16 protein-coding genes are annotated in these 19,104 nt (G+C 59.7%); 9 read left to right on the top strand and 7 right to left on the bottom strand.

The features are described 5' to 3' along the window. Positions 1–81: 81 nt before the first annotated feature. A complete protein-coding gene (locus B0D71_RS23545; protein WP_103396861.1) occupies positions 82–1,308 on the bottom strand; it encodes a 3-hydroxyacyl-CoA dehydrogenase in 1,227 nt (408 codons plus the stop codon). A gap of 146 nt (positions 1,309–1,454) precedes the next feature. After that, entirely contained in the window at positions 1,455–3,389 is a 1,935-nt protein-coding gene (locus B0D71_RS23540) for a RecQ family ATP-dependent DNA helicase (protein ID WP_103396860.1), read from the bottom strand. Between the two features lie 539 nt (positions 3,390–3,928). Between B0D71_RS23540 and B0D71_RS23535 the strand changes: the two genes are divergently transcribed. The 3 genes from B0D71_RS23535 (at position 3,929) to B0D71_RS23525 (ending at position 5,562) form a co-directional block, all read left to right on the top strand. Beyond that, complete coding sequence (locus B0D71_RS23535) at positions 3,929–4,219, top strand: hypothetical protein (RefSeq protein ID WP_103396859.1); 291 nt, start codon at positions 3,929–3,931, stop codon at positions 4,217–4,219. Between the two features lie 402 nt (positions 4,220–4,621). Then, complete coding sequence (locus B0D71_RS23530; RefSeq protein ID WP_103396858.1) at positions 4,622–4,918, top strand: hypothetical protein; 297 nt, start codon at positions 4,622–4,624, stop codon at positions 4,916–4,918. Positions 4,919–5,208: 290 nt separating this feature from the next. Beyond that, positions 5,209–5,562 carry a DUF1493 family protein gene (locus B0D71_RS23525; RefSeq protein WP_103396857.1) on the top strand — a complete coding sequence of 118 codons (354 nt, stop codon included), beginning with the start codon at positions 5,209–5,211 and terminating at the stop codon, positions 5,560–5,562. Positions 5,563–5,657: 95 nt separating this feature from the next. Here B0D71_RS23525 and B0D71_RS23520 read toward each other — a convergent pair whose 3' ends face one another. The 3 genes from B0D71_RS23520 to B0D71_RS23505 all read right to left on the bottom strand — a co-directional run bounded on the left by B0D71_RS23520 (position 5,658) and on the right by B0D71_RS23505 (position 9,010). Continuing rightward, positions 5,658–7,199, bottom strand: a complete 1,542-nt coding sequence (locus B0D71_RS23520; protein WP_103396856.1) for a phosphoenolpyruvate carboxykinase — start codon at positions 7,197–7,199, stop codon at positions 5,658–5,660. A gap of 180 nt (positions 7,200–7,379) precedes the next feature. Next, complete coding sequence (hslO, locus tag B0D71_RS23515; protein ID WP_103396855.1) at positions 7,380–8,282, bottom strand: Hsp33 family molecular chaperone HslO; 903 nt, start codon at positions 8,280–8,282, stop codon at positions 7,380–7,382. A gap of 320 nt (positions 8,283–8,602) precedes the next feature. Further along, positions 8,603–9,010: an RNA-binding S4 domain-containing protein gene (locus B0D71_RS23505; protein ID WP_103396853.1), complete on the bottom strand. Its 408-nt coding sequence runs from the start codon at positions 9,008–9,010 to the stop codon at positions 8,603–8,605. 216 nt (positions 9,011–9,226) lie between these two features. On the opposite strand from B0D71_RS23505, the gene rimB reads away from it, so the two are divergent. Further along, the gene (rimB, locus tag B0D71_RS23500; RefSeq protein ID WP_085727678.1) at positions 9,227–9,706 is read left to right on the top strand and encodes a retropepsin-like aspartic endopeptidase RimB; all 480 of its coding nucleotides are present in this window, start codon (positions 9,227–9,229) and stop codon (positions 9,704–9,706) included. Continuing rightward, on the top strand, positions 9,703–10,608 hold the full coding sequence (gene rimK, locus B0D71_RS23495) for a 30S ribosomal protein S6--L-glutamate ligase (RefSeq protein WP_007972871.1): 906 nt from the start codon (positions 9,703–9,705) through the stop codon (positions 10,606–10,608). The genes rimB and rimK overlap by 4 nt, the downstream gene beginning before the upstream one ends. Before the next feature lie 136 nt (positions 10,609–10,744). On the opposite strand, the gene B0D71_RS23490 is transcribed toward rimK, so the two are convergent. Then, positions 10,745–12,058, bottom strand: a complete 1,314-nt coding sequence (locus B0D71_RS23490) for an ATP-binding protein (RefSeq protein WP_103396852.1) — start codon at positions 12,056–12,058, stop codon at positions 10,745–10,747. A gap of 115 nt (positions 12,059–12,173) precedes the next feature. Further along, positions 12,174–12,914, bottom strand: a complete 741-nt coding sequence (gene ompR / locus B0D71_RS23485) for an osmolarity response regulator transcription factor OmpR (protein WP_103396851.1) — start codon at positions 12,912–12,914, stop codon at positions 12,174–12,176. Between the two features lie 361 nt (positions 12,915–13,275). Here ompR and B0D71_RS23480 point away from each other — a divergent pair, with 361 nt between their 5' ends. From B0D71_RS23480 to tauA, 4 genes are all read left to right on the top strand, one after another. Further along, the gene (locus B0D71_RS23480) at positions 13,276–15,600 is read left to right on the top strand and encodes a Tex family protein (RefSeq protein WP_103396850.1); all 2,325 of its coding nucleotides are present in this window, start codon (positions 13,276–13,278) and stop codon (positions 15,598–15,600) included. Further along, complete coding sequence (locus B0D71_RS23475) at positions 15,600–15,983, top strand: PaaI family thioesterase (RefSeq protein ID WP_103396849.1); 384 nt, start codon at positions 15,600–15,602, stop codon at positions 15,981–15,983. The genes B0D71_RS23480 and B0D71_RS23475 overlap by 1 nt, the downstream gene beginning before the upstream one ends. A 273-nt stretch (positions 15,984–16,256) precedes the next feature. After that, a complete protein-coding gene (gene gshA / locus B0D71_RS23465; RefSeq protein WP_103396848.1) occupies positions 16,257–17,840 on the top strand; it encodes a glutamate--cysteine ligase in 1,584 nt (527 codons plus the stop codon). A gap of 277 nt (positions 17,841–18,117) precedes the next feature. Next, the gene (gene tauA, locus B0D71_RS23460; RefSeq protein ID WP_103396847.1) at positions 18,118–19,095 is read left to right on the top strand and encodes a taurine ABC transporter substrate-binding protein; all 978 of its coding nucleotides are present in this window, start codon (positions 18,118–18,120) and stop codon (positions 19,093–19,095) included. Positions 19,096–19,104 lie beyond the last annotated feature (9 nt).

Here is a 19,104-nt window from a genome sequence, read left to right as displayed (position 1 = left end):
TCCTGGAGTTGGTTCGCCAAGTCTAAGGCGAAAACCGCGTTATCGTTCTTCGCGAAGGCGCCCTTACAGGCGCCACATCAATCACTTGTCAGCAAAGCCCTTGCCGGCCGCCGCCAGCTCACCAATCACCCGCGCCGGTTTCCAGTGGTCGCCCTGACGCGTCTCAAGGTCCATCAAGCGCCGATGAATGTCCGCCAACCCTTGCTGATCGGCCCAGGCCATCGGGCCGCCCTTGTCCGCAGGGAAACCGTAGCCATTGAGGTAAACCAGATCGATGTCATGAGCTGACCCGGCAATGCCTTCCTGAAGGATCTTCGCGCCCTCGTTGACCAATGCCAGCAAGCAGCGCTCGAGAATTTCTTCCGGGCCGATCTCGCGGCGCTGGAACCCCAACCCTTCGCTGACTTCCAGCACCAGCGCATCCACCTGAGGATCGTGTTCAGCCTGACGGCTGCCCGCTTCATAGTGGTAAAAGCCGTTGCCACTCTTCTGGCCAAAGCGCTCCATTTCACACAGTCGGTTGTCCACCTGAACCTCCGGCGCGTCCTGCCCGACACCGGACAGTTGGCGGGCGCGCCACTGCAGATCGACACCCACCACATCAAACATGCGGAACGGCCCCATGGCGAAACCGAAGCCTTGCAGTGCTGCGTCAACCTGGTAGGGATAAGCGCCTTCGAGCAGCATTTTTCGCGCTTCGAGCACATAGGTATTGAGCATGCGGTTGCCGATGAAACCATCGCAATTGCCCGCCACCACACTGACCTTGCCCATGCGTTGGCCGAGCGCCAGTGCCGCATCGAGAACCGCCGGTGCCGTCTGCGCGCCACGGACGATTTCCAGCAGCTTCATGATGTGCGCCGGACTGAAGAAGTGCAGGCCCAGAACCTGCTGCGGGCGACGCGTCACCGCAGCAATGGCGTCGATATCCAGCGCCGAAGTATTGCTGGCCAGTATCGCTTCAGGTTTGAGCAGGCCATCGAGCTCGCGGAAAATTCTCTGCTTGAGCTCAAGGTTTTCGTACACCGCTTCAATGACCAGGTCGACATCGCGGATGGCCACATAACCATCTGCCGCCGTTACGCGCGCGATACGGGCATCGGCTTCACGCTGATCAATGCGGCCCTGGCGCACGTTATGCGCGTAGGTGTCGGCGACGGTAGCCAGTGCCTGTTCAAGCATCTGCGGATTGTTATCAACCCACTGCACGGCCACTCCGGCGTTGGCCAGGCACATGACAATGCCACGGCCCATGGTGCCCGCGCCAATGACGGCGGCGCGCTGAATATTCGACGGTGTCTGGCTCATGTTTTGCTCTCTTGTTGGCGATCCGAAGACAGCCACCACCATAGTCAGCCACCGGTTGTTTTTGAAATTTATTCCTGTGATGAGCAACATTCAGCGGATGGATGTAGCCCTGCCAGGCACTGAGTTCGCTCCCACAGGGTCTTGGTTCAGCCGGCAAGATGCCGCTCGGCCCAACTGCGTACCCCGGCATACGGATAATCCTCCAGCGCCGCAAACCCCGAAATCGACCGTGCCTTGAGTTTAGTGAACAACGGCACACTGATCCCGCACAGGAACCGTGTCACGCGTTCAGCCGAGGGCACGTTACCCGTGTGTTGCTCGTGCCTGTGGATAAAATTGCCACACAGCGCCTCGAAATTTTTATCCACAAGCGCCGGCAACTCCGGTGGTGACGGGAGCCGCGCCACCTGTCCATGACATACCGAACAATGTCCGCATTGCTGCGGGGCATTGTGGTCGCCGAAATACTCGGCCAGGCGATAACCCAGGCATCGGTCGGTGGCGAACAAATCCAGCATCGCGTGAATCCGCGCGATCTCGGTGTGCTCATGCCGAGTGAAATAGCCGTGCAGTTCCTCGCTTAACGCGACGCTGTCGAAACCGCTTTGCAGCACACTGTAGACCTCGGTCATCTGCTTGCTTTCGAGCTCCACCCAACCCTTCTCCTGGAAGTAATCCAGCGCCTTGACCACCCGACTGCGCTCGGCCTGGTGCTGCTCGTACAACGCCTCGAAATTCACCGTTGCCCAGGTCCGGGCGCGACTGGAGGTCTGGATAATGGCGGCGACGAAATCCTTGCGCTCGCCCTCGAAGTGGGCCAGCAGCGCCTCGGGCTCCTGCACATACTTGAACCGGTACTCGGCGTAGTAGGCGTAGCGTGGGGCGATCAACCCGCGCAGCTCGAGTTGCACCAGCAAGGTCTTGAGCGGCAATTGGCGAATATTGCTCTGGTCTGCCAACGGCCCCAGCAGAAACTCCCACTGCCCTTCGGGTGCTGCGACCTGCATCTCGTCAAGTACGCAACGGATGCCATCCAACTCCGGCGTGTCGCCGTAGACGAAGTTCTCCAGCACGTTGAGGCTGTCGCGGTTGGCCAGCACCAGGCAATCCGACGGCTGCCCATCACGCCCGGCGCGGCCGATTTCCTGGCTGTAGTTTTCGATGGATTTGGGCAGGTCGAAGTGCACCACGTTACGGATGTCACTTTTGTCGATGCCCATGCCAAAGGCGATGGTAGCGACGATGCAATTGGACTGTCCGCCCATGAAGCGACGCTGGATCGCTTCCCGTTGCTCATGGGGTAAACCCGCGTGATAGGCCTCGGCCTGAATGCTGTTGCGGTTCAGGTGTTCGGCGATGTGCTCGGCGGTTTTTTGCAGGGTGACGTAGACAATGCTCGGCTGGTCCGGACGCTGGCTCATCCACTCGACCAGGCGTCTGCGCTTGTCCGCTCCCCGAACCGGTTCCACCAGCAAATTCAGGTTTGGGCGATAGAAACCAGTGGTCACCACATCCTCGGCGGCAATGGCGAATTTCTTCTGCATGTCGGCGATGACCTTGGGCGTCGCCGTTGCGGTCAGCAGTAGCACCTGAGGGATATTGAACTGGCGCTGATAGTCGGGAAGCTTGAGGTAGTCCGGGCGAAAGTTGTGCCCCCATTCGGAAATGCAGTGCGCCTCGTCCACCACCAGCAGCGAGATCGGAACTTGCTGCAGAAAATGCCGGAAACGCTCGTTCTTCAGGCGCTCCACCGAGATCATCAAAATCTTCAACTCGCCGGACCTGGCACGGGCCATGACATCGCTGGCGTCATCGCGGCTCTGGGCCGAATCGATGCTGCCCGCCGAGATGCCGTGGCGTTGCAGGAACGCCAGTTGATCCTGCATCAACGCCAGCAACGGCGAGACCACCAACGTCAGGTGCGGCAGTAACAGCGCCGGCAATTGGTAGCAAAGGGATTTGCCGGAGCCGGTGGGGAAAATCGCCGCCGCCGAGCGCCCGGCCAGCACGGCACTGACGGCTGCCTCCTGACCGGGTCGAAACTGTGGATAACCGAAAACCTGTTCCAGGGTGTTGTGCATAAGCTGTCACTCCGTTGACCGTTGCGGAGCCAAAAGCCTAGCCGGCAATCACAGCGAGTCGAGAAAAGGTCGGGGGCAAAAACGAGACTGGATGATACAGCGCAAGACTGGAAGGGCTTGAGGAATCGGCTAACTGGCAGATCGTTTTCGCGAGCAGGCTCGCTCCCACATTTGATCTTGAGCGCACAGGTTCTGATGCTCAATCATAGATCAGTGTGGGAGCGAGCCTGCTCGCGAAGAGGCCAACACACCCACTGCAAAACTCGAAACACCCGACATTGTCCGGGGCCCCCTCTACCGAGACTTGGTGCGAAGCGACTGAAGACGCTGTAAGCATTTTTACCTCTCAGCATTTCGCGTTGAAACCCCACCGCCAACGTGTAGTCCCCTTCCTCAAAATATGACAAAACCCTTACAACGCGTGTCGATCTCAGCCGTCTTGTTCCGCAACGCCATACCCTCCTATAGTTTCCAGCGCGGCTGAAATCAATGTCTCGGCCTGCCGGGAACACTTGCCGATTTCGCACAGGACCCACTCAATGAAAAACCCCGACTCACTGAAAGACCGTTACCTCCCACTCAAGAACCGCTACAGCGAAGCCCCGGTGCTGGTCATTGATACCGAGGCCGACCCTCACGAGATCCTCGACGCCGCCCGACAACGCATCCGCGCCGCGAGCGATCTGCTCGAAACCCTTTATTGCACGTGTTTCAAACAGGCCGAAGCAAGCGACATCCCCAAAATCATCAGCGCCCTGTACCTGCTGACCCAGGACGGCAACGACCTGCTCGACATCGCCCGGCAGCGCTTGCCGAATCTCACCCTCTGAACCATCACACAACGCCCTGTAGGAGCTGGCTTGCCAGCGATGAACGATAACGCGGTGCAATGTGGATAACTCCGCCAGCAACGCCCTATGAAAGCTTCGGCAAGGTCCTACAAAAGAAGACACCCAGTCGCCTATCGCGACTAACAACGAACATTTACTGTCTCTCCATCGCTGCAAAATCAGCGATCAGGCTTGGTCACCTGAGAACAACGCACATAGTTGTGCCATCATTCGCTCCGCGGACATTTATGTTCTCGCAGTGCATTGCTATGGCGGCTGTGTGCGGGACGCCTTCGGGCGAGCCGATTTGTTGTTCTCGGTTGACCAAGCCTGCGCACAGTCCGCCTCCCATCGTTTGGTCACGGTGCTGGCGGTTACTTAACAACAAACCGAGTACCTCTCATGCCAACTCTGAATCCGTTTCCAAATCGCTATCGCCCGCTAGAAACCAATCTGACTGACACGCCACCGTTAATCATCGACACAGAAGCCAACCCCCAAGACATCCTCGAAGCCGCCCTCCAGCGCATCCGGGCCTCCAGCGACCTGCTGCAAACCCTGCACTGCCAATGCTTCAAACACGGCAACATCGAAGACATCCCGCACATCACCCATGCGCTCTACCTGCTGACCCAGGATGGCTGCGACCTGCTCAAAGTCGCCCAGCAACGCATGTTGAACTGGAAAGCCCCAGCCTGACGCCTGGCGTCGATAGACAAGCCGCACTCTCCGTGGGTGCAGGCTTGGTGGTATCCATGGGGGCGACCTTTACTTGGGTCATTTAAAAGAAAAGAGAAACAAAGCATAACTGTGGCGAGGGAGCTTGCTCACGCTGGGTTGCGAAGCGACCCTGAAAACAAGGACTGCTGCGCAGTCCAACGGGAGCACGCTCCCTCGCCACAGGTTCAGTGCTCTGCCACTCCCCCCAAGTCTTTCCTCCAAACCCGACGACCTCTAAGATTCGGCCAAGCCCAACCGGACACCCCGCAATGAACCTCGCCCCCAACCTCCCCGACGACCACCTGATGCAGCAACTCATGCAACTGCTGCATGAAGAACTCGGCTTCCCAAAACGCAAAACCATCAGCCTCGGCACCTCGATCAACTTTGACCTGGGCTGCAACGGTGCAGACGCCCAGCACTTGATCGAAACCCTGGAAGACCACTTCGCCATCGATTTCGTGGATTTCGACAGCTATCGCTATTTCCAGCCCGACGGCTTTGACGTGAATCTAAAGCGAAAAGCCAAGGGGCGCGGCGACAAGGTGCCATTGACCATCGGCATGCTCTACCAGGCCATCAAGGCCAAACGCTGGGATACGGATGAGCTCGAAGGCCTGTAACGGCCCGACGCATTCCGACTTGCCCACGAAAACTGAATTTTGCGCACAAAAAAGCCGCCCCAAGGGGCGGCTTTTTCGTTAGCTCAATCCAGCACTTACAACTTAGGACCCGCAGCCTTGATCGCGTCGCTCACTTCGAACTTCTTGAAGTTCTCGATGAACAGGCCGGCCAGTGCTTTGGCGGCTTCGTCGTAGGATGGCTTGTCGGCCCAGGTGTTGCGTGGGTTCAGCAGGCCAGTCTCAACGCCCGGTACGGCCACTGGCACGTCGAGGTTGATGGTGTCCAGGTGCTCGGTCTCGGTACCGATCAGAGCGCCGCTCTGGATCGCTGCGATCACTGCGCGGGTGGTCGGGATGTTGAAGCGTTTGCCGACGCCGTAGCCACCGCCGGTCCAGCCGGTGTTGACCAGGTAGACCTTGGAACCGAAACCGCGGATGCGCTTGATCAGCAGTTCAGCGTATTCGCCGGCTGGACGCGGGAAGAACGGTGCGCCGAAGCAGGTGGAGAAGGTCGACTTGATGCCGCTGCCCGAACCCATTTCAGTCGAGCCAACCAAAGCGGTGTAGCCGGACAGGAAGTGGTAGGCCGCTTGCTCTTCGTTGAGGATCGACACTGGCGGCAGCACGCCGGTCAGGTCGCAGGTCAGGAAGATCACAGCGTTCGGCTCGCCACCCAGGTTCTTCTCGGAACGCTTGGCAACGTGTTCCAGCGGGTACGCGGCGCGGCTGTTCTGGGTCAGGCTGACATCGGCGTAGTCAGCGTGCTTGGCGTCGTCGATAACGACGTTTTCCAATACCGCGCCGTGCTTGATGGCTTTCCAGATAACCGGCTCGTTCTTCTCGGACAGGTCGATGCACTTGGCATAGCAACCGCCTTCGATGTTGAACACCACACCTTCGCCCCAGCCGTGTTCGTCGTCACCGATCAGGTAACGGCTTTCGTCGGCGGACAGGGTGGTTTTACCAGTGCCGGACAGACCGAAGAACAGGGTCACGTCGCCCTCTTCGCCGATGTTGGCGGCACAGTGCATTGGCAGCACGTCAGCGGCCGGCAGCAGGAAGTTCTGCACCGAGAACATGGCTTTCTTCATTTCACCGGCGTAACGCATGCCGGCGATCAGCACTTTCTTCTGTGCGAAGTTGATGATCACGCAGCCATCGGAGTTCGTGCCGTCACGCTCTGGCACGCACTCGAAGTTGGCAACGTTGAGCACTTGCCACTCATCACGGCCAGCCGGGTTGTACTGGGCCGGGTTGATGAACAGGCAACGGCCGAACAGGTTCTGCCAGGCGGTCTGGGTGGTCATCTTCACGGCCAGGTAGTGCTCGGAAGCGGCACCTACATGCACGTGGGAAACGAAATGCTCTTGCGCGTTGTTGAATGCCTCAACGCGAGCCCACAGGGCGTCGAACTTGTCGGCCGGGAACTTGCGGTTGATCGGGCCCCAGGCGATGGCGCCTGTGGTGCTCGGCTCATCAACGATGAAACGATCGACTGGCGAACGGCCGGTACGGTGACCGGTACGAACAACCAGTGCGCCGGTATCGGCAAGCTCGCCTTCACCGCGGTTGAGGGCTTCTTTAACCAGATCATCAACACTCAGATCGGTGTACACGGCGTTATTGGCTTGCGTCATGAGGTTCCCCGTCGGCCAGTGGCCGAGTGCTCCAAACGTTTTTGTAGTAGAAAGTCGTGCACTACTACCGCGAAAAAAGTGGGCCGGATTATGCCAGAAAAGCCCAAAAAGAGTAGGCCCCTCCTGTCGTAACGGCGTTAATCCGGCGCAAGGCAGTGAATTTACCTGAGCTGAACCGTTTTAGTGACGGGTATCTGACGGCGTCTCGATGCCCGCACCAGCGAACAATTGAGTGACATCGGCTGCGTCGAACAGATAGCGCTGGTTGCAGAATTGGCAATCGATCTCGATGTTGCCACCGTGTTCTACCACCAATTGTTGCGCGTCTTCCACACCCAGACTGACCAGTGCATTGGCCGAACGTTCGCGGGAGCAACTGCAGCGGAAGCGCAACTTCTGCACATCGAACAATCGCACCTGCTCGTCGTGGTACAGGCGATGCAACACGGTTTCGTTGTCCAGGCTCAACAGCTCATCGGCGGTCAGCGTACTGCCCAGCGTGGTGATGTGCTGCCAGCTCGCGGCGCGCTCGTCTTCGTCTTTCAAACGGTCGGCCGGCAGCTGTTGCAGCAACAGGCCACGGGCACGACGGCCGTCGGCGTACAGCCAGAAACGCGTGCCGACTTGCTGGGACATGACGAAATAGTTGGTGAAGCACTCGGACAAGGTGGCGCCGTCGAGGTCGACGATGCCCTGGTAGCGCTGGCCCTGTTTCGGGTCGATGGTCAACGCCAGGACGCCCTCCGGCATCAGGTCGGCCAAGGTTGCGTCAGGCGCGATGCGGTCCGCGTCGTAACGGGCCAGGCCGCGAATGTCGCGCTCGCTGGAACACTCGATCATCAGCAGCGGGATCGGACCTTCGGAACGGGCCTGCAGAATCAACAAGCCATCGAACTTCATCGTGCCGACCAGCAACGAAGCCGCCGCCATTAACTCGCCGAGCAGTTGCGCGACCGGCTGCGGGTAGGCGTGTTTGGCCAGGACTTCGGCGTAGCTGAACTCCAACGAGACCAACTCGCCACGGGTGTCGCTGTCATCGAAGATGAAGCGTTGGGTGAAGTCGTTATCCGCTTGATCGGTCATAGGTCTGGGTATCTGAAGTAGTGAAAAAGGTTACAGGAAACAAGAAATTTGCCTTGCGCCACCCCTCGGGTGCGCAATGTTCAGCCATGAAAGGCATTTTATGAACAATTCGGGCCTGATCCAAGCAAGGTGGATCAGCGCTGACGGAGTCCGGGTCGTTTCCCGCTCTGCACTGCTGGCAATGTGGTTATGGCCTACAGCTCAAAGACTGTGTGTGATTTTCGACGAGCGGCGGTTTGTTCAACGCAAAGCGGCTCTGGCGATCCACACGATATGGATGCACAGGCAGGCAATTGCAAGTCCGCAGGGTTTCAATCCTTTCAGTCGCCGTGGCTGTCACCACGAAACTTGAACAGATCCCGCCGCTGTTTCTTGTTCGGCTTGCCGTCGGTGCTCACGCCCAGGGCCCCGACCTTTCTTTGCGCCGCGGCCTCTTCGCGCTTGGCGATGCTGGCCTGGGTCTCGGCATACAAGGTCTGCGCCTCCGGTGCGCCACGGCGTACAATCGACAACGCCTGAACCACCACCGTGCGTTCATCGAAACCGGTGCGGATCACAAACTCATCGCCGACGCGTGGCTCTTTGCCCGGCTTGCAGCGTTCGCCTCGGCAATGCACCTTGCCGCTTTCAATCGCCGCCTTGGCCAAGGCACGGGTTTTGTAAAATCGCGCAGCCCACAACCATTTATCGAGGCGGACTTTGTCGTCCTCTTCGTTTTTTTGTGCCATGGAATTTCCTCATTCTGAAATATTGGTGAACTGTACTACCGTTTCTGTCGTACCAAGAATTTCACCGACCCGGATTACAATGCACCTATTCCAGAACCTCACCGTGGGGCTGGAAATCCGGGCCGTAGATATCTGTCGCCTTTTAATCATTATTCTGCGTGAATACCGCGAATCCGGCCGCGTGCGGCCCGAGCGGTTTCTACCGGTTGAGCACTTTTGAAGACATTTGACCATTTGACCGTTGTCGGTCTGCGCGAGTGGATAGCGCTCCCGGATTTGGGAGTCGCGGGCCTTCGGGCAAAAATCGACACCGGTGCCAGCACCTCAAGCCTCCACGCCACTGAAATCGAGCCGTTCGAGCGCGATGGTGAGCAGTGGGTGCGTTTTACCGCCCACCTGGGTTCCGTCGTCCAACTGCGCCACCGACGCTGCGAAGCACCGCTGGTGACGATGAAAACCATTAAAAGCTCAAACGGTCACGCGCAGGTGCGATACGTGATCAGCACCACCCTGGCCCTTGGTGATCGGGTCTGGCGGGTCGAGTTCACACTCGCCTGCCGCAAGTCCATGCGCTATCGCCTGCTGCTCGGTTCCAAAGCCCTGATCGACGGCCAGTTGGTGGTCAATCCGGGCATCAAGTATGTACAAGACAAGCCGGTGTTCCCGGTATCTACCTCCTCCACAGGTGTTGCATGAAGATCGCTGTGCTGTCGCGGAATCCGCGTCTGTATTCCACCCGCCGTCTGGTCGAAGCCGGTACCGAACGTGGTCATGAAATGGTGGTGGTCGATACCCTGCGCGCCTATATGAACATCGCCAGCCACAAGCCGCAGATCCACTACCGCGGCAAGCCACTGGAGGGTTTCGACGCGGTGATTCCACGGATCGGTGCATCCGTGACGTTCTATGGCTGCGCGGTGCTGCGTCAGTTCGAAATGATGGGGGTGTTCCCGCTCAACGAATCGGTGGCCATTGCCCGTTCGAGGGACAAGCTGCGCTCGCTGCAATTGTTGTCCCGTCGGGGGATCGGTTTGCCGGTTACCGGCTTTGCCCACTCCCCCGATGACATTCCCGACCTGATCGAAATGGTCAACGGCGCGCCGTTGGTGATCAAGGTGCTGGAAGGCACCCAAGGCATTGGCGTGGTGCTGTGCGAAACCGCGACAGCGGCAGAGTCGGTGATCGAGGCGTTCATGGGCCTCAAGCAGAACATCATGGTTCAGGAGTACATCAAGGAAGCCGGTGGTGCGGACATTCGCTGCTTCGTCGTCGGTGACAAGGTGATTGCGGCGATGAAGCGCCAGGCCAAACCCGGCGAGTTTCGCTCCAACCTGCATCGCGGTGGCAGCGCGAGCCTGATCAAGATCACGCCAGAAGAACGCATGACCGCATTGCGCGCGGCGAAGGTCATGGGCCTGGCGGTCGCAGGTGTCGACATCCTGCGATCCAATCATGGGCCGCTGGTGATGGAAGTGAATTCGTCGCCGGGGCTTGAAGGGATCGAGACCACCACCGGAAAGAATGTGGCGGGGATCATCATTGAGCATTTGGAGAAGAATGGTGGGCCGAACATGACCCGGACCAAGGGCAAGGGTTAAACCTCAAGCCTTGTGGCGGCAGGGATGCCGCCATCGCGAGCAAGCTCGCTCCCACAGGGGAAATGCGCACACCGCCCCCTTGTGGGAGCGAGCCTGCTCGCGAAGGGATCATCAGCCCCACTGAAAAAATCAGCCCTTAAACGGCATCCCGCGGCAGCATCAACCCCAACGGCAAGCGCACCCGCGCCTCCAGCCCGCCACCGGAGCGGTTGCGCAACTCAACATTGCCGCCATGCATCGAAGCAATTCGCTTGACGATCGCCAGCCCCAATCCGGTGCCCTTGCCGCCGCGCGCACGGTCACCACGGGTGAACGGGTTGAAGATCGCCTCCAGCTCTGAAGGATCAATCCCGGCGCCACGGTCCATGACGCTCAGCACCACGTATGGCGCGACGGTGTCACCCGAGACATAGGCCGCCACTTCCACACCGCTGCCAGCGTGATGCAACGCGTTGCCAATCAAGTTGTTCAGCAGTCGTTTCATCGACACACGACGTAACGGAAACGGCTGGATCGGCTCCAGGCGCAGCCGTACTTTTTCTTCATTCTGGTTGTAGGGCGCAGCGACCTCACGGACCAGGTCGCTCAGGTCAACTTCTTCTACCGACTCGTCGCGCCCGTCGCGAATGAACGCCAGGAACTGATCGAGAATCGCATCCATGTCTTCGATGTCGCGCACCATGTCGTCGGTCAGATCGGTGCGATCACCCATCAATTCCAGGGACAGACGCAAGCGGGTCAACGGCGTGCGCAAATCATGGGAAACCCCGGCCAGCATCAGTTCACGCTCGCGACCGGCCTGTTCGACGTCTTCGGCCATCTGGTTGAAGGCGCGGTAAACCTCGGTCATCTCACTCGGTGTATCGCTGATCGGCAGGCGCACGCTGCGGCCCTGACCCAGTTGCCGCGCGGCGTACACCAGTCGTTTTAACGGCTGGTTGAGCTGGCTGACGAAGATCCACGCCGCCGCGGTGGACAGCAATCCAATGGCGAGGAACCAGCCAAGCACATTCCAGATTTTCTGACCGCGCAGCGGGTGCGGATACAGGGGAACCTTGAGCCAGCCTTCACCCAGGCTGGGCGCTCGAACCCATAACGCTGGCGGTGCATGCATACGCAATCGCACTTCGGTGTCAGCCCCCAGCTCAGCCTGCATTTGCCGCTGATAGATCTCACTGTAGGGCCAGTGTTGCTCGCCCTCCGGCACCCCGGCCCCCACCACTCGAATCAGGGGCACGGCACCAGCGATCTTGTCACGGTTTTCTTCATCGGCAGCCCAATAGGCACGCAGCGTCAGGGCGACACCGTGACTGTACTGGCGGTCCACCAGCACATCTTCGTTCATCAGCAGATAAACCAGGGTCAGCGCCTTGGAGAAGAGAACGACGATGAGCACCAGCCAAAGGGTGCGGGAGAAGAAGCTCTGGGGGAACCAAACGGGGGTTTTCATGGATAACCGTTAAACACTTGCAGGAGCGAGCGATGCTCGCATATTGCGGATCGCGAGTCTGCGGACAGGATCGATTGATCCGTTGTCCGCATGACCCGCTCCTACAAATCGACAATCACTTGGTGGCGGTACCATCTGGAACAAACACGTAACCCACGCCCCAGACAGTCTGGATGTAACGCGGTTTGGACGGATCGGGCTCGATCATCCGGCGCAGGCGGGAAATCTGCACATCGATGGAACGCTCCAGGGCATCCCACTCGCGGCCGCGCGCCAGATTCATCAATTTGTCGCGGGTCAGCGGTTGACGCGCGTTCATCACCAGGGCCTTGAGTACCGCGAACTCGCCGGTGGTGAGCATGTGCACTTCTTCGCCGCGCTTGAGCTCGCGGGTGGCCAGGGACAACTCGTAGTCACCGAAGGTCACGCTTTCGTCTTCGCTGCCCGGGGCGCCCGGCACCGGAGCCGACTGGCGACGCAATACCGCCTTGACGCGAGCCATCAGCTCATCCGGGTTGAACGGCTTGGCCAGGTAATCGTCGGCGCCCAGTTCCAGGCCCTTGATGCGGCTCAGTTCGTCGCCCTTGGCAGTGAGCATGATGATCGGAATCTGGTTGTTCGCGTTGCGCAAGCGGCGGCAGGCAGTCAGGCCGTCTTCGCCAGGCAACATCAGGTCGAGGACGACCAGGTTGAACACTTCGCGCGCCAGCAGGCGATCCATTTGCTCGGTGTTCGGTACGGCGCGGGCGCGGTAGCCCTTGCTGACGAAAAAACGTTCCAGCAGGCTGCTCAGCCCCGGATCGTCGTCAACGATAAGAATTTTTTCGCCTTCAGCAGTTTGTACAGTGCTGCTCATTGGATGCTCCTTTGATCTCGGCGCGCATTATGGCGTAGCTGCCGTTATACGCACCGTGTGCATTGTTAGCAGATTTTTCCTTTAGTGCCAGAAAACCGGCCATTGCACCGCTAACCCGTGATGCCCCCGAATGCCGTAACGCTGGTTATAATGCGCGGCCTTTTGTGTCAGGCAACGTCAGACAGGTACTACAGACAGACGCGAATTATTTTTATCGCGTCAGCAGTAATTGTTCGATTTCAGGGGTCAACGCAATGCCTGTTGACCCAGGCAGCGGCGCTGGCCAGGCCGCTCAACCAGACTCGCGAAGGCCCTATTTACGCGCCTGCGAGCCTGCTTTCACAATTTGTCAGGTGGTTTTATGGACAGCATCAACAGCCGCATCGCCGAGGAACTCGGTGTACGCCCACAACAGGTCGAAGCGGCCGTCGCGCTACTCGATGAAGGCTCTACCGTTCCCTTCATCGCCCGTTACCGCAAAGAAGTGACCGGCAGCCTCGACGATACGCAATTGCGTCATCTGGAAGAGCGCCTGCGCTACCTGCGAGAACTCGACGAACGGCGCATCAGCATCCTTGCCAGCATCGAAGAGCAAGGCAAGCTGACCCCGCAACTGGAACGCGACATCAAGCTCGCCGACACCAAGACCCGTCTCGAAGACTTGTACCTGCCGTACAAGCAAAAGCGCCGCACCAAGGGCCAGATCGCCCTGGAAGCCGGCCTCGGCGAGCTGGCCGACGGCCTGTTCAACGACCCGTCCCTGAGCCCGGAAACCGAAGCCGCGCGCTTCATCGACGCGGAAAAAGGCGTGGCCGATGTGAAGGCCGCCCTCGAAGGCGCCAAGTACATCCTCATGGAACGCTTCGCCGAAGACGCAGGCCTGTTGGAAAAGCTGCGCAACTACCTCAAGCAGGAAGCCACCCTCAGTGCCCGCGTGATCGCCGGCAAGGAAGAAGAAGGCGCCAAGTTCCGCGACTACTTCGAACACGACGAACCACTGAAAAGCATGCCGTCGCACCGCGCGCTGGCGATTTTCCGTGGCCGCAACGAAGGCATTCTCAGCTCCGCGCTGAAAGTCGGCGACGAACTGCCGGGCACCATGCATCCGTGCGAAGGCATGATCGGCCAGCAATTCGGTATCCAGAACCAGAACCGCGCTGCTGACAAATGGCTGGGCGAAGTGGTGCGCTGGACCTGGAAGGTCAAGCTCTACACCCATCTGGAAACCGACCTGCTGGGTGAACTGCGCGATGGCGCGGAAACCGAAGCGATCAACGTTTTCGCCCACAACCTGCACGACTTGCTGTTGTCGGCCCCGGCCGGCCCGCGCGCAACCCTGGGCCTCGACCCAGGCCTGCGTACCGGTTGCAAGGTGGCCGTGGTCGACGCCACCGGCAAGCTGCTGGATCACGCCACGGTTTACCCGCACGTGCCGCACAATAAATGGGACCAGACCCTCGCCGTGCTCGCCGCCCTGTGCGCCAAGCACTCCGTGGACCTGATCGCCATCGGCAACGGCACCGCCAGCCGTGAAACCGACAAGCTGGCCGCCGAACTGATCAAAAAATATCCAGCGATGAAAATGACCAAGGTCATGGTCTCCGAGGCTGGCGCTTCGGTTTACTCGGCGTCGGAACTGGCCTCCAAGGAATTCCCGGACCTGGACGTGTCGATCCGTGGCGCGGTATCGATTGCCCGTCGCCTGCAGGACCCACTGGCTGAGCTGGTGAAGATCGATCCGAAATCCATCGGTGTCGGCCAGTACCAGCACGACGTGTCGCAGCTGAAATTGGCGCGCGGCCTGGATGCCGTGGTCGAGGACTGCGTGAACGCCGTCGGCGTGGACGTGAACACCGCTTCCGTAGCGCTACTGGCACGCATCTCCGGCCTCAACGCGACCCTGGCACAGAACATCGTCAGCCACCGCGACGAGCACGGCGCGTTCAAGACCCGTGCCGCGCTGAAGAAAGTCGCGCGTCTGGGCGAAAAAACCTTCGAGCAGGCGGCCGGATTCCTGCGCGTGATGAACGGCGACAATCCCCTGGACGCCTCCGCGGTGCACCCGGAAGCCTATCCACTCGTGCAGCGTATCGCCGCCGAGACGGATCGCGATATTCGTTCGTTGATTGGCGACAGTGGTTTCCTCAAGCGTCTGGACCCGAAAAAATTCACCGACGAAACCTTCGGTTTGCCAACTGTCACCGACATCCTTCAGGAACTGGACAAGCCAGGCCGCGACCCGCGTCCCGAGTTCAAGACCGCCGAGTTCCAGGAAGGCGTCGAAGACCTCAAGGACCTGCAACCGGGCATGATCCTCGAAGGCGTGGTTACCAACGTGACCAACTTCGGTGCTTTCGTCGATATCGGCGTGCATCAGGACGGTTTGGTGCACATCTCTGCGCTTTCGGAGAAGTTCATCAAGGATCCACGCGAAGCGGTGAAAGCCGGCGACGTGGTGAAAGTGAAGGTCATGGAAGTCGACATCCCGCGCAAACGCGTGGGCCTGTCGATGCGCATGAGCGACACCCCGGGCGAAAAAATCGACGGCGCTCGCGGCGCACGTCCGGGGTCGGCGCCACGCCAGTCCCAGAACACCGCACCGCGCAAGGAAACCACGGCAGCTGCACCGAGCAACAATGCCATGGCTTCACTGTTCGCCAATGCCAAGCAGTTGAAGAAACGCTGATGGACATTCCCGCCGGGCTGACCGAAAGCGCGTTTTTCAAGCTGCTGGGCTGCCGCTTGCACAGCCTGGAAACCGGGGTGGCGCAAGTCGCCCTGGCGCTGGAGCCCGAGCTGCGCAATCGCGGTGGCAAGCTGCACGGCGGGGCCTTGTTCAGTCTGGTGGACATTGCCATGGGACTGGCCTGTTCCAGCACCCACGGCTTTGACCAGCAGAGCGCGACCATCGAGTGCAAGATCAACTACATCCGCGCGGTATCCGACGGTGAAGTGATGTGCACGGCGCGGGTGGTCCACCCGGGCCGCCGCACACTGGTGGTCGAGGCCGATGTGATGCAGGGCGACAAACTGGTCGCAAAAGCGCAAGGCACGTTCGCTGTCCTGTAGCTAGTCGTCATCAATTTGAGTTAATTTCGACGCAATGAAACCTGTGGGAGCGAGCTTGCTCGCGATGGCGGTGTGTCAGACGACGTTAATGTTGACTGAGACGCCCTCATCGCGAGCAAGCTCGCTCCCACAGGGATTGTGCAGTTACTGACTGACCGGCACATGGCCTGTGCAGCTCGAAAAACCAGGCGAAAACGCCAGTTTTAACTTCACCCTTGTAGACCGTCTTGCCCACCCCCATATTGGGGCGACTGACGCGTGAAGGAATCCAACTTGAGCGAACTTCTCAACCGCCGCCTGGCCCTGCTCGGCGAGCGCGCTAACCTCTCTCTGCTCGAACAGTGCCTTCACGGCATCGAACGTGAATGCCTGCGCGTGACCGGCGAAGGTCGCCTGGCGCAAACGCCGCACCCGGAAGAATTGGGTTCCGCGCTGACCAACGAACAGATCACCACCGACTATTCCGAGTCGCTGCTGGAGTTCATCACTCCGGCCCTGCCCGACCCGGCGGACACGCTGGCGAGCCTGGACAGCATTCATCGCTTTGCCTACAGCAAGCTCGGCAACGAGTACCTGTGGAGTCCGTCGATGCCGTGCCCGTTGCCGGCCGAGGAGGACATCCCGATCGCCTACTACGGCACGTCCAACATCGGGCAACTCAAGTACGTGTACCGCAAGGGCCTGGCCCTGCGTTACGGCAAGACGATGCAGTGCATTGCCGGCATCCACTACAACTTTTCCCTGCCGGAAAAACTCTGGCCGTTGCTCAGGCAGGCCGAAGGCTTTGTCGGCACCGACCGCGATTTCCAGTCGTCGTCCTACATCGCACTGATCCGCAACTTCCGCCGCTACAGCTGGCTGCTGATGTACCTGTTCGGCGCGTCACCTGCATTGGACGCCGGCTTCCTGCGCGGTCGCTCGCATCAATTGGAACAGCTGGACCCGCAAACTTTGTACCTGCCGTACGCCACCAGCCTGCGCATGAGCGACCTGGGTTACCAGAGCAACGCCCAGGCCGGCCTGACGCCGTGCTACAACGACCTGAACAGCTACACCGACAGCCTGCGCAAAGCGGTGGCCACGCCGTACGCTCCCTATGTCGAAGTCGGCACCCACCAGGATGGCGAGTGGGTACAGCTCAACACCAACATCCTGCAGATCGAAAATGAGTACTACTCCAACATCCGCCCGAAACGCGTGACCTACACTGGCGAACGTCCAATCCAGGCATTGATGGCCCGTGGCATCCAATACGTTGAAGTGCGCTGCCTGGACATCAACCCGTTCCTGCCGATGGGCATCGACCTCACCGAGTCGCGTTTCCTCGACGCGTTCCTGCTGTACTGCGCGCTCAACGACAGCCCGCTGCTGACCAACACCAGTTGCAGCAACGCGACTTCGAACTTCCTCAGCGTGGTCAAGGAGGGTCGTCGTCCGGGCCTGCAATTGCAACGGAATGGCCAGCCGGTTGACCTGAAGGAATGGGCCGGTGAGCTGCTGGAAAATATTGCCCCTCTGGCGGCGATGCTCGATCAGAGCCATGGCGGCGATGCCCACAGCAAGGCGCTGGACGCCCAGTTGGCCAAGGTCCAGGACCCGTCCCTGACACCATCGGCACAGGTGTTGGCGGCCATGGCCGAGCACAAGGAGAGCTTTGCCCAGTTCTCCCTGCGCCAGAGCCAGGTCCATGCCGAATTCTTCCGCAGCGAGCCGTTGGCGGCTGAGGAACAGGCGAAGTTTGAAGAACGGGCGCGCTCGTCGCTGGCTCAACAGGCTGAGCTGGAGCAGAACGAAGTCGGTGATTTCGATGTGTTTGTCGGGGCATACCAGGCGAGCATTCTGGCGATCAGCAACTAAGCAGCCAAAACAGGTCCCCTGTGGCGAGGGGGCTTGCCCCCGTTCGGCTGCGAAGCAGTCGTAATGCAGGCGACTCGGTTTACACGAAATACTGCGGTGTCGGATCTGGGACTGCTGCGCAGTCCAACGGAGGCAAGCCCCCTCGCCACAATTCAGCGGTCGCTCCTCAAGTTTTCCTCTCATAAGCTAATTCGAAAAAGTTATTTATTTTCGAATTCTTAGATCATTTAGTCTCTTTCTCACACCGACATTCGGTCGCCTGACAAGGAGCTTTCTGATGAAACTGACTTTCCCTCTACGCTTGCTGGCGGCCGCTACTTTGGCTACCGCGAGCTTTTTTGCCCAGGCGACCGACTTCACCGTCGCCTACCAGACCACCGTTGACCCGGCGAAAGTCGCCCAGGCCGATGGTGCCTACGAAAAGGCCACCAAGGCCGATATCAGCTGGCGAAAATTCGACAACGGTGCCGATATCATCGCCGCCATCGCCTCCGGCGACGTACAGATCGGCTACCTCGGCTCCAGCCCTTTGACCGCCGCCATCACCCGCAAAGTCCCGGTAGAAACCTTCCTCATCGCCACCCAGATCGGCGCCGCCGAAGCCTTGGTCGCCCGCGACGGCTCCGGGATCAAGACACCGCAAGACCTGGTCGGCAAGAAGATCGCCGTGCCATTCGTTTCCACCGGCCACTACAGCCTGCTGGCCGCGCTCAAGCACTGGAACATCGATCCGTCGAAAGTCACCGTACTCAATCTGGCTCCACCAGCGATCATTGCCGCCTGGAAACGCGGTGACATCGACGCCACTTACGTCTGGGATCCGGCCCTCGGTGTCGCCAAGGAAAACGGCAAGGTACTGATCACCTCCGGCGAGCTGGCCAAGTTCGGCGCACCGACCTTCGACGCCTGGATCGTGCGCAAGGATTTCGCCGAGAAGCACCCGGAAATCGTCACCGCGTTCGCCAAAGTGACCCTGGACGCCTACGCCGACTACCGCAAAGACCCGCAAGCCTGGCTCGCCAACCAGGGCAACGTCGACAAACTGGTGAAGCTCTCCGGCGCCAAGGCCAGCGACATTCCATTGCTGCTGCAAGGCAACGTCTACCCGTTGGCGGCTGACCAGGTGCTCACCCTCGGCGCGCCAACCACCAAAGCCATCACTGACACCGCCGCGTTCCTCAAGGAACAAGGCAAAGTCGAGGCGGTACTGCCGGACTACGCGCCGTACGTCAGCGCCAAGTTCATCACCAACTGATCGGGAGTT

Origin of the sequence: Pseudomonas laurylsulfativorans (assembly GCF_002906155.1) — a bacterium.
Classification (GTDB): Bacteria; Pseudomonadota; Gammaproteobacteria; order Pseudomonadales; family Pseudomonadaceae; genus Aquipseudomonas; species Aquipseudomonas laurylsulfativorans.
This window is presented reverse-complemented; position numbering and strand designations above follow the sequence as displayed.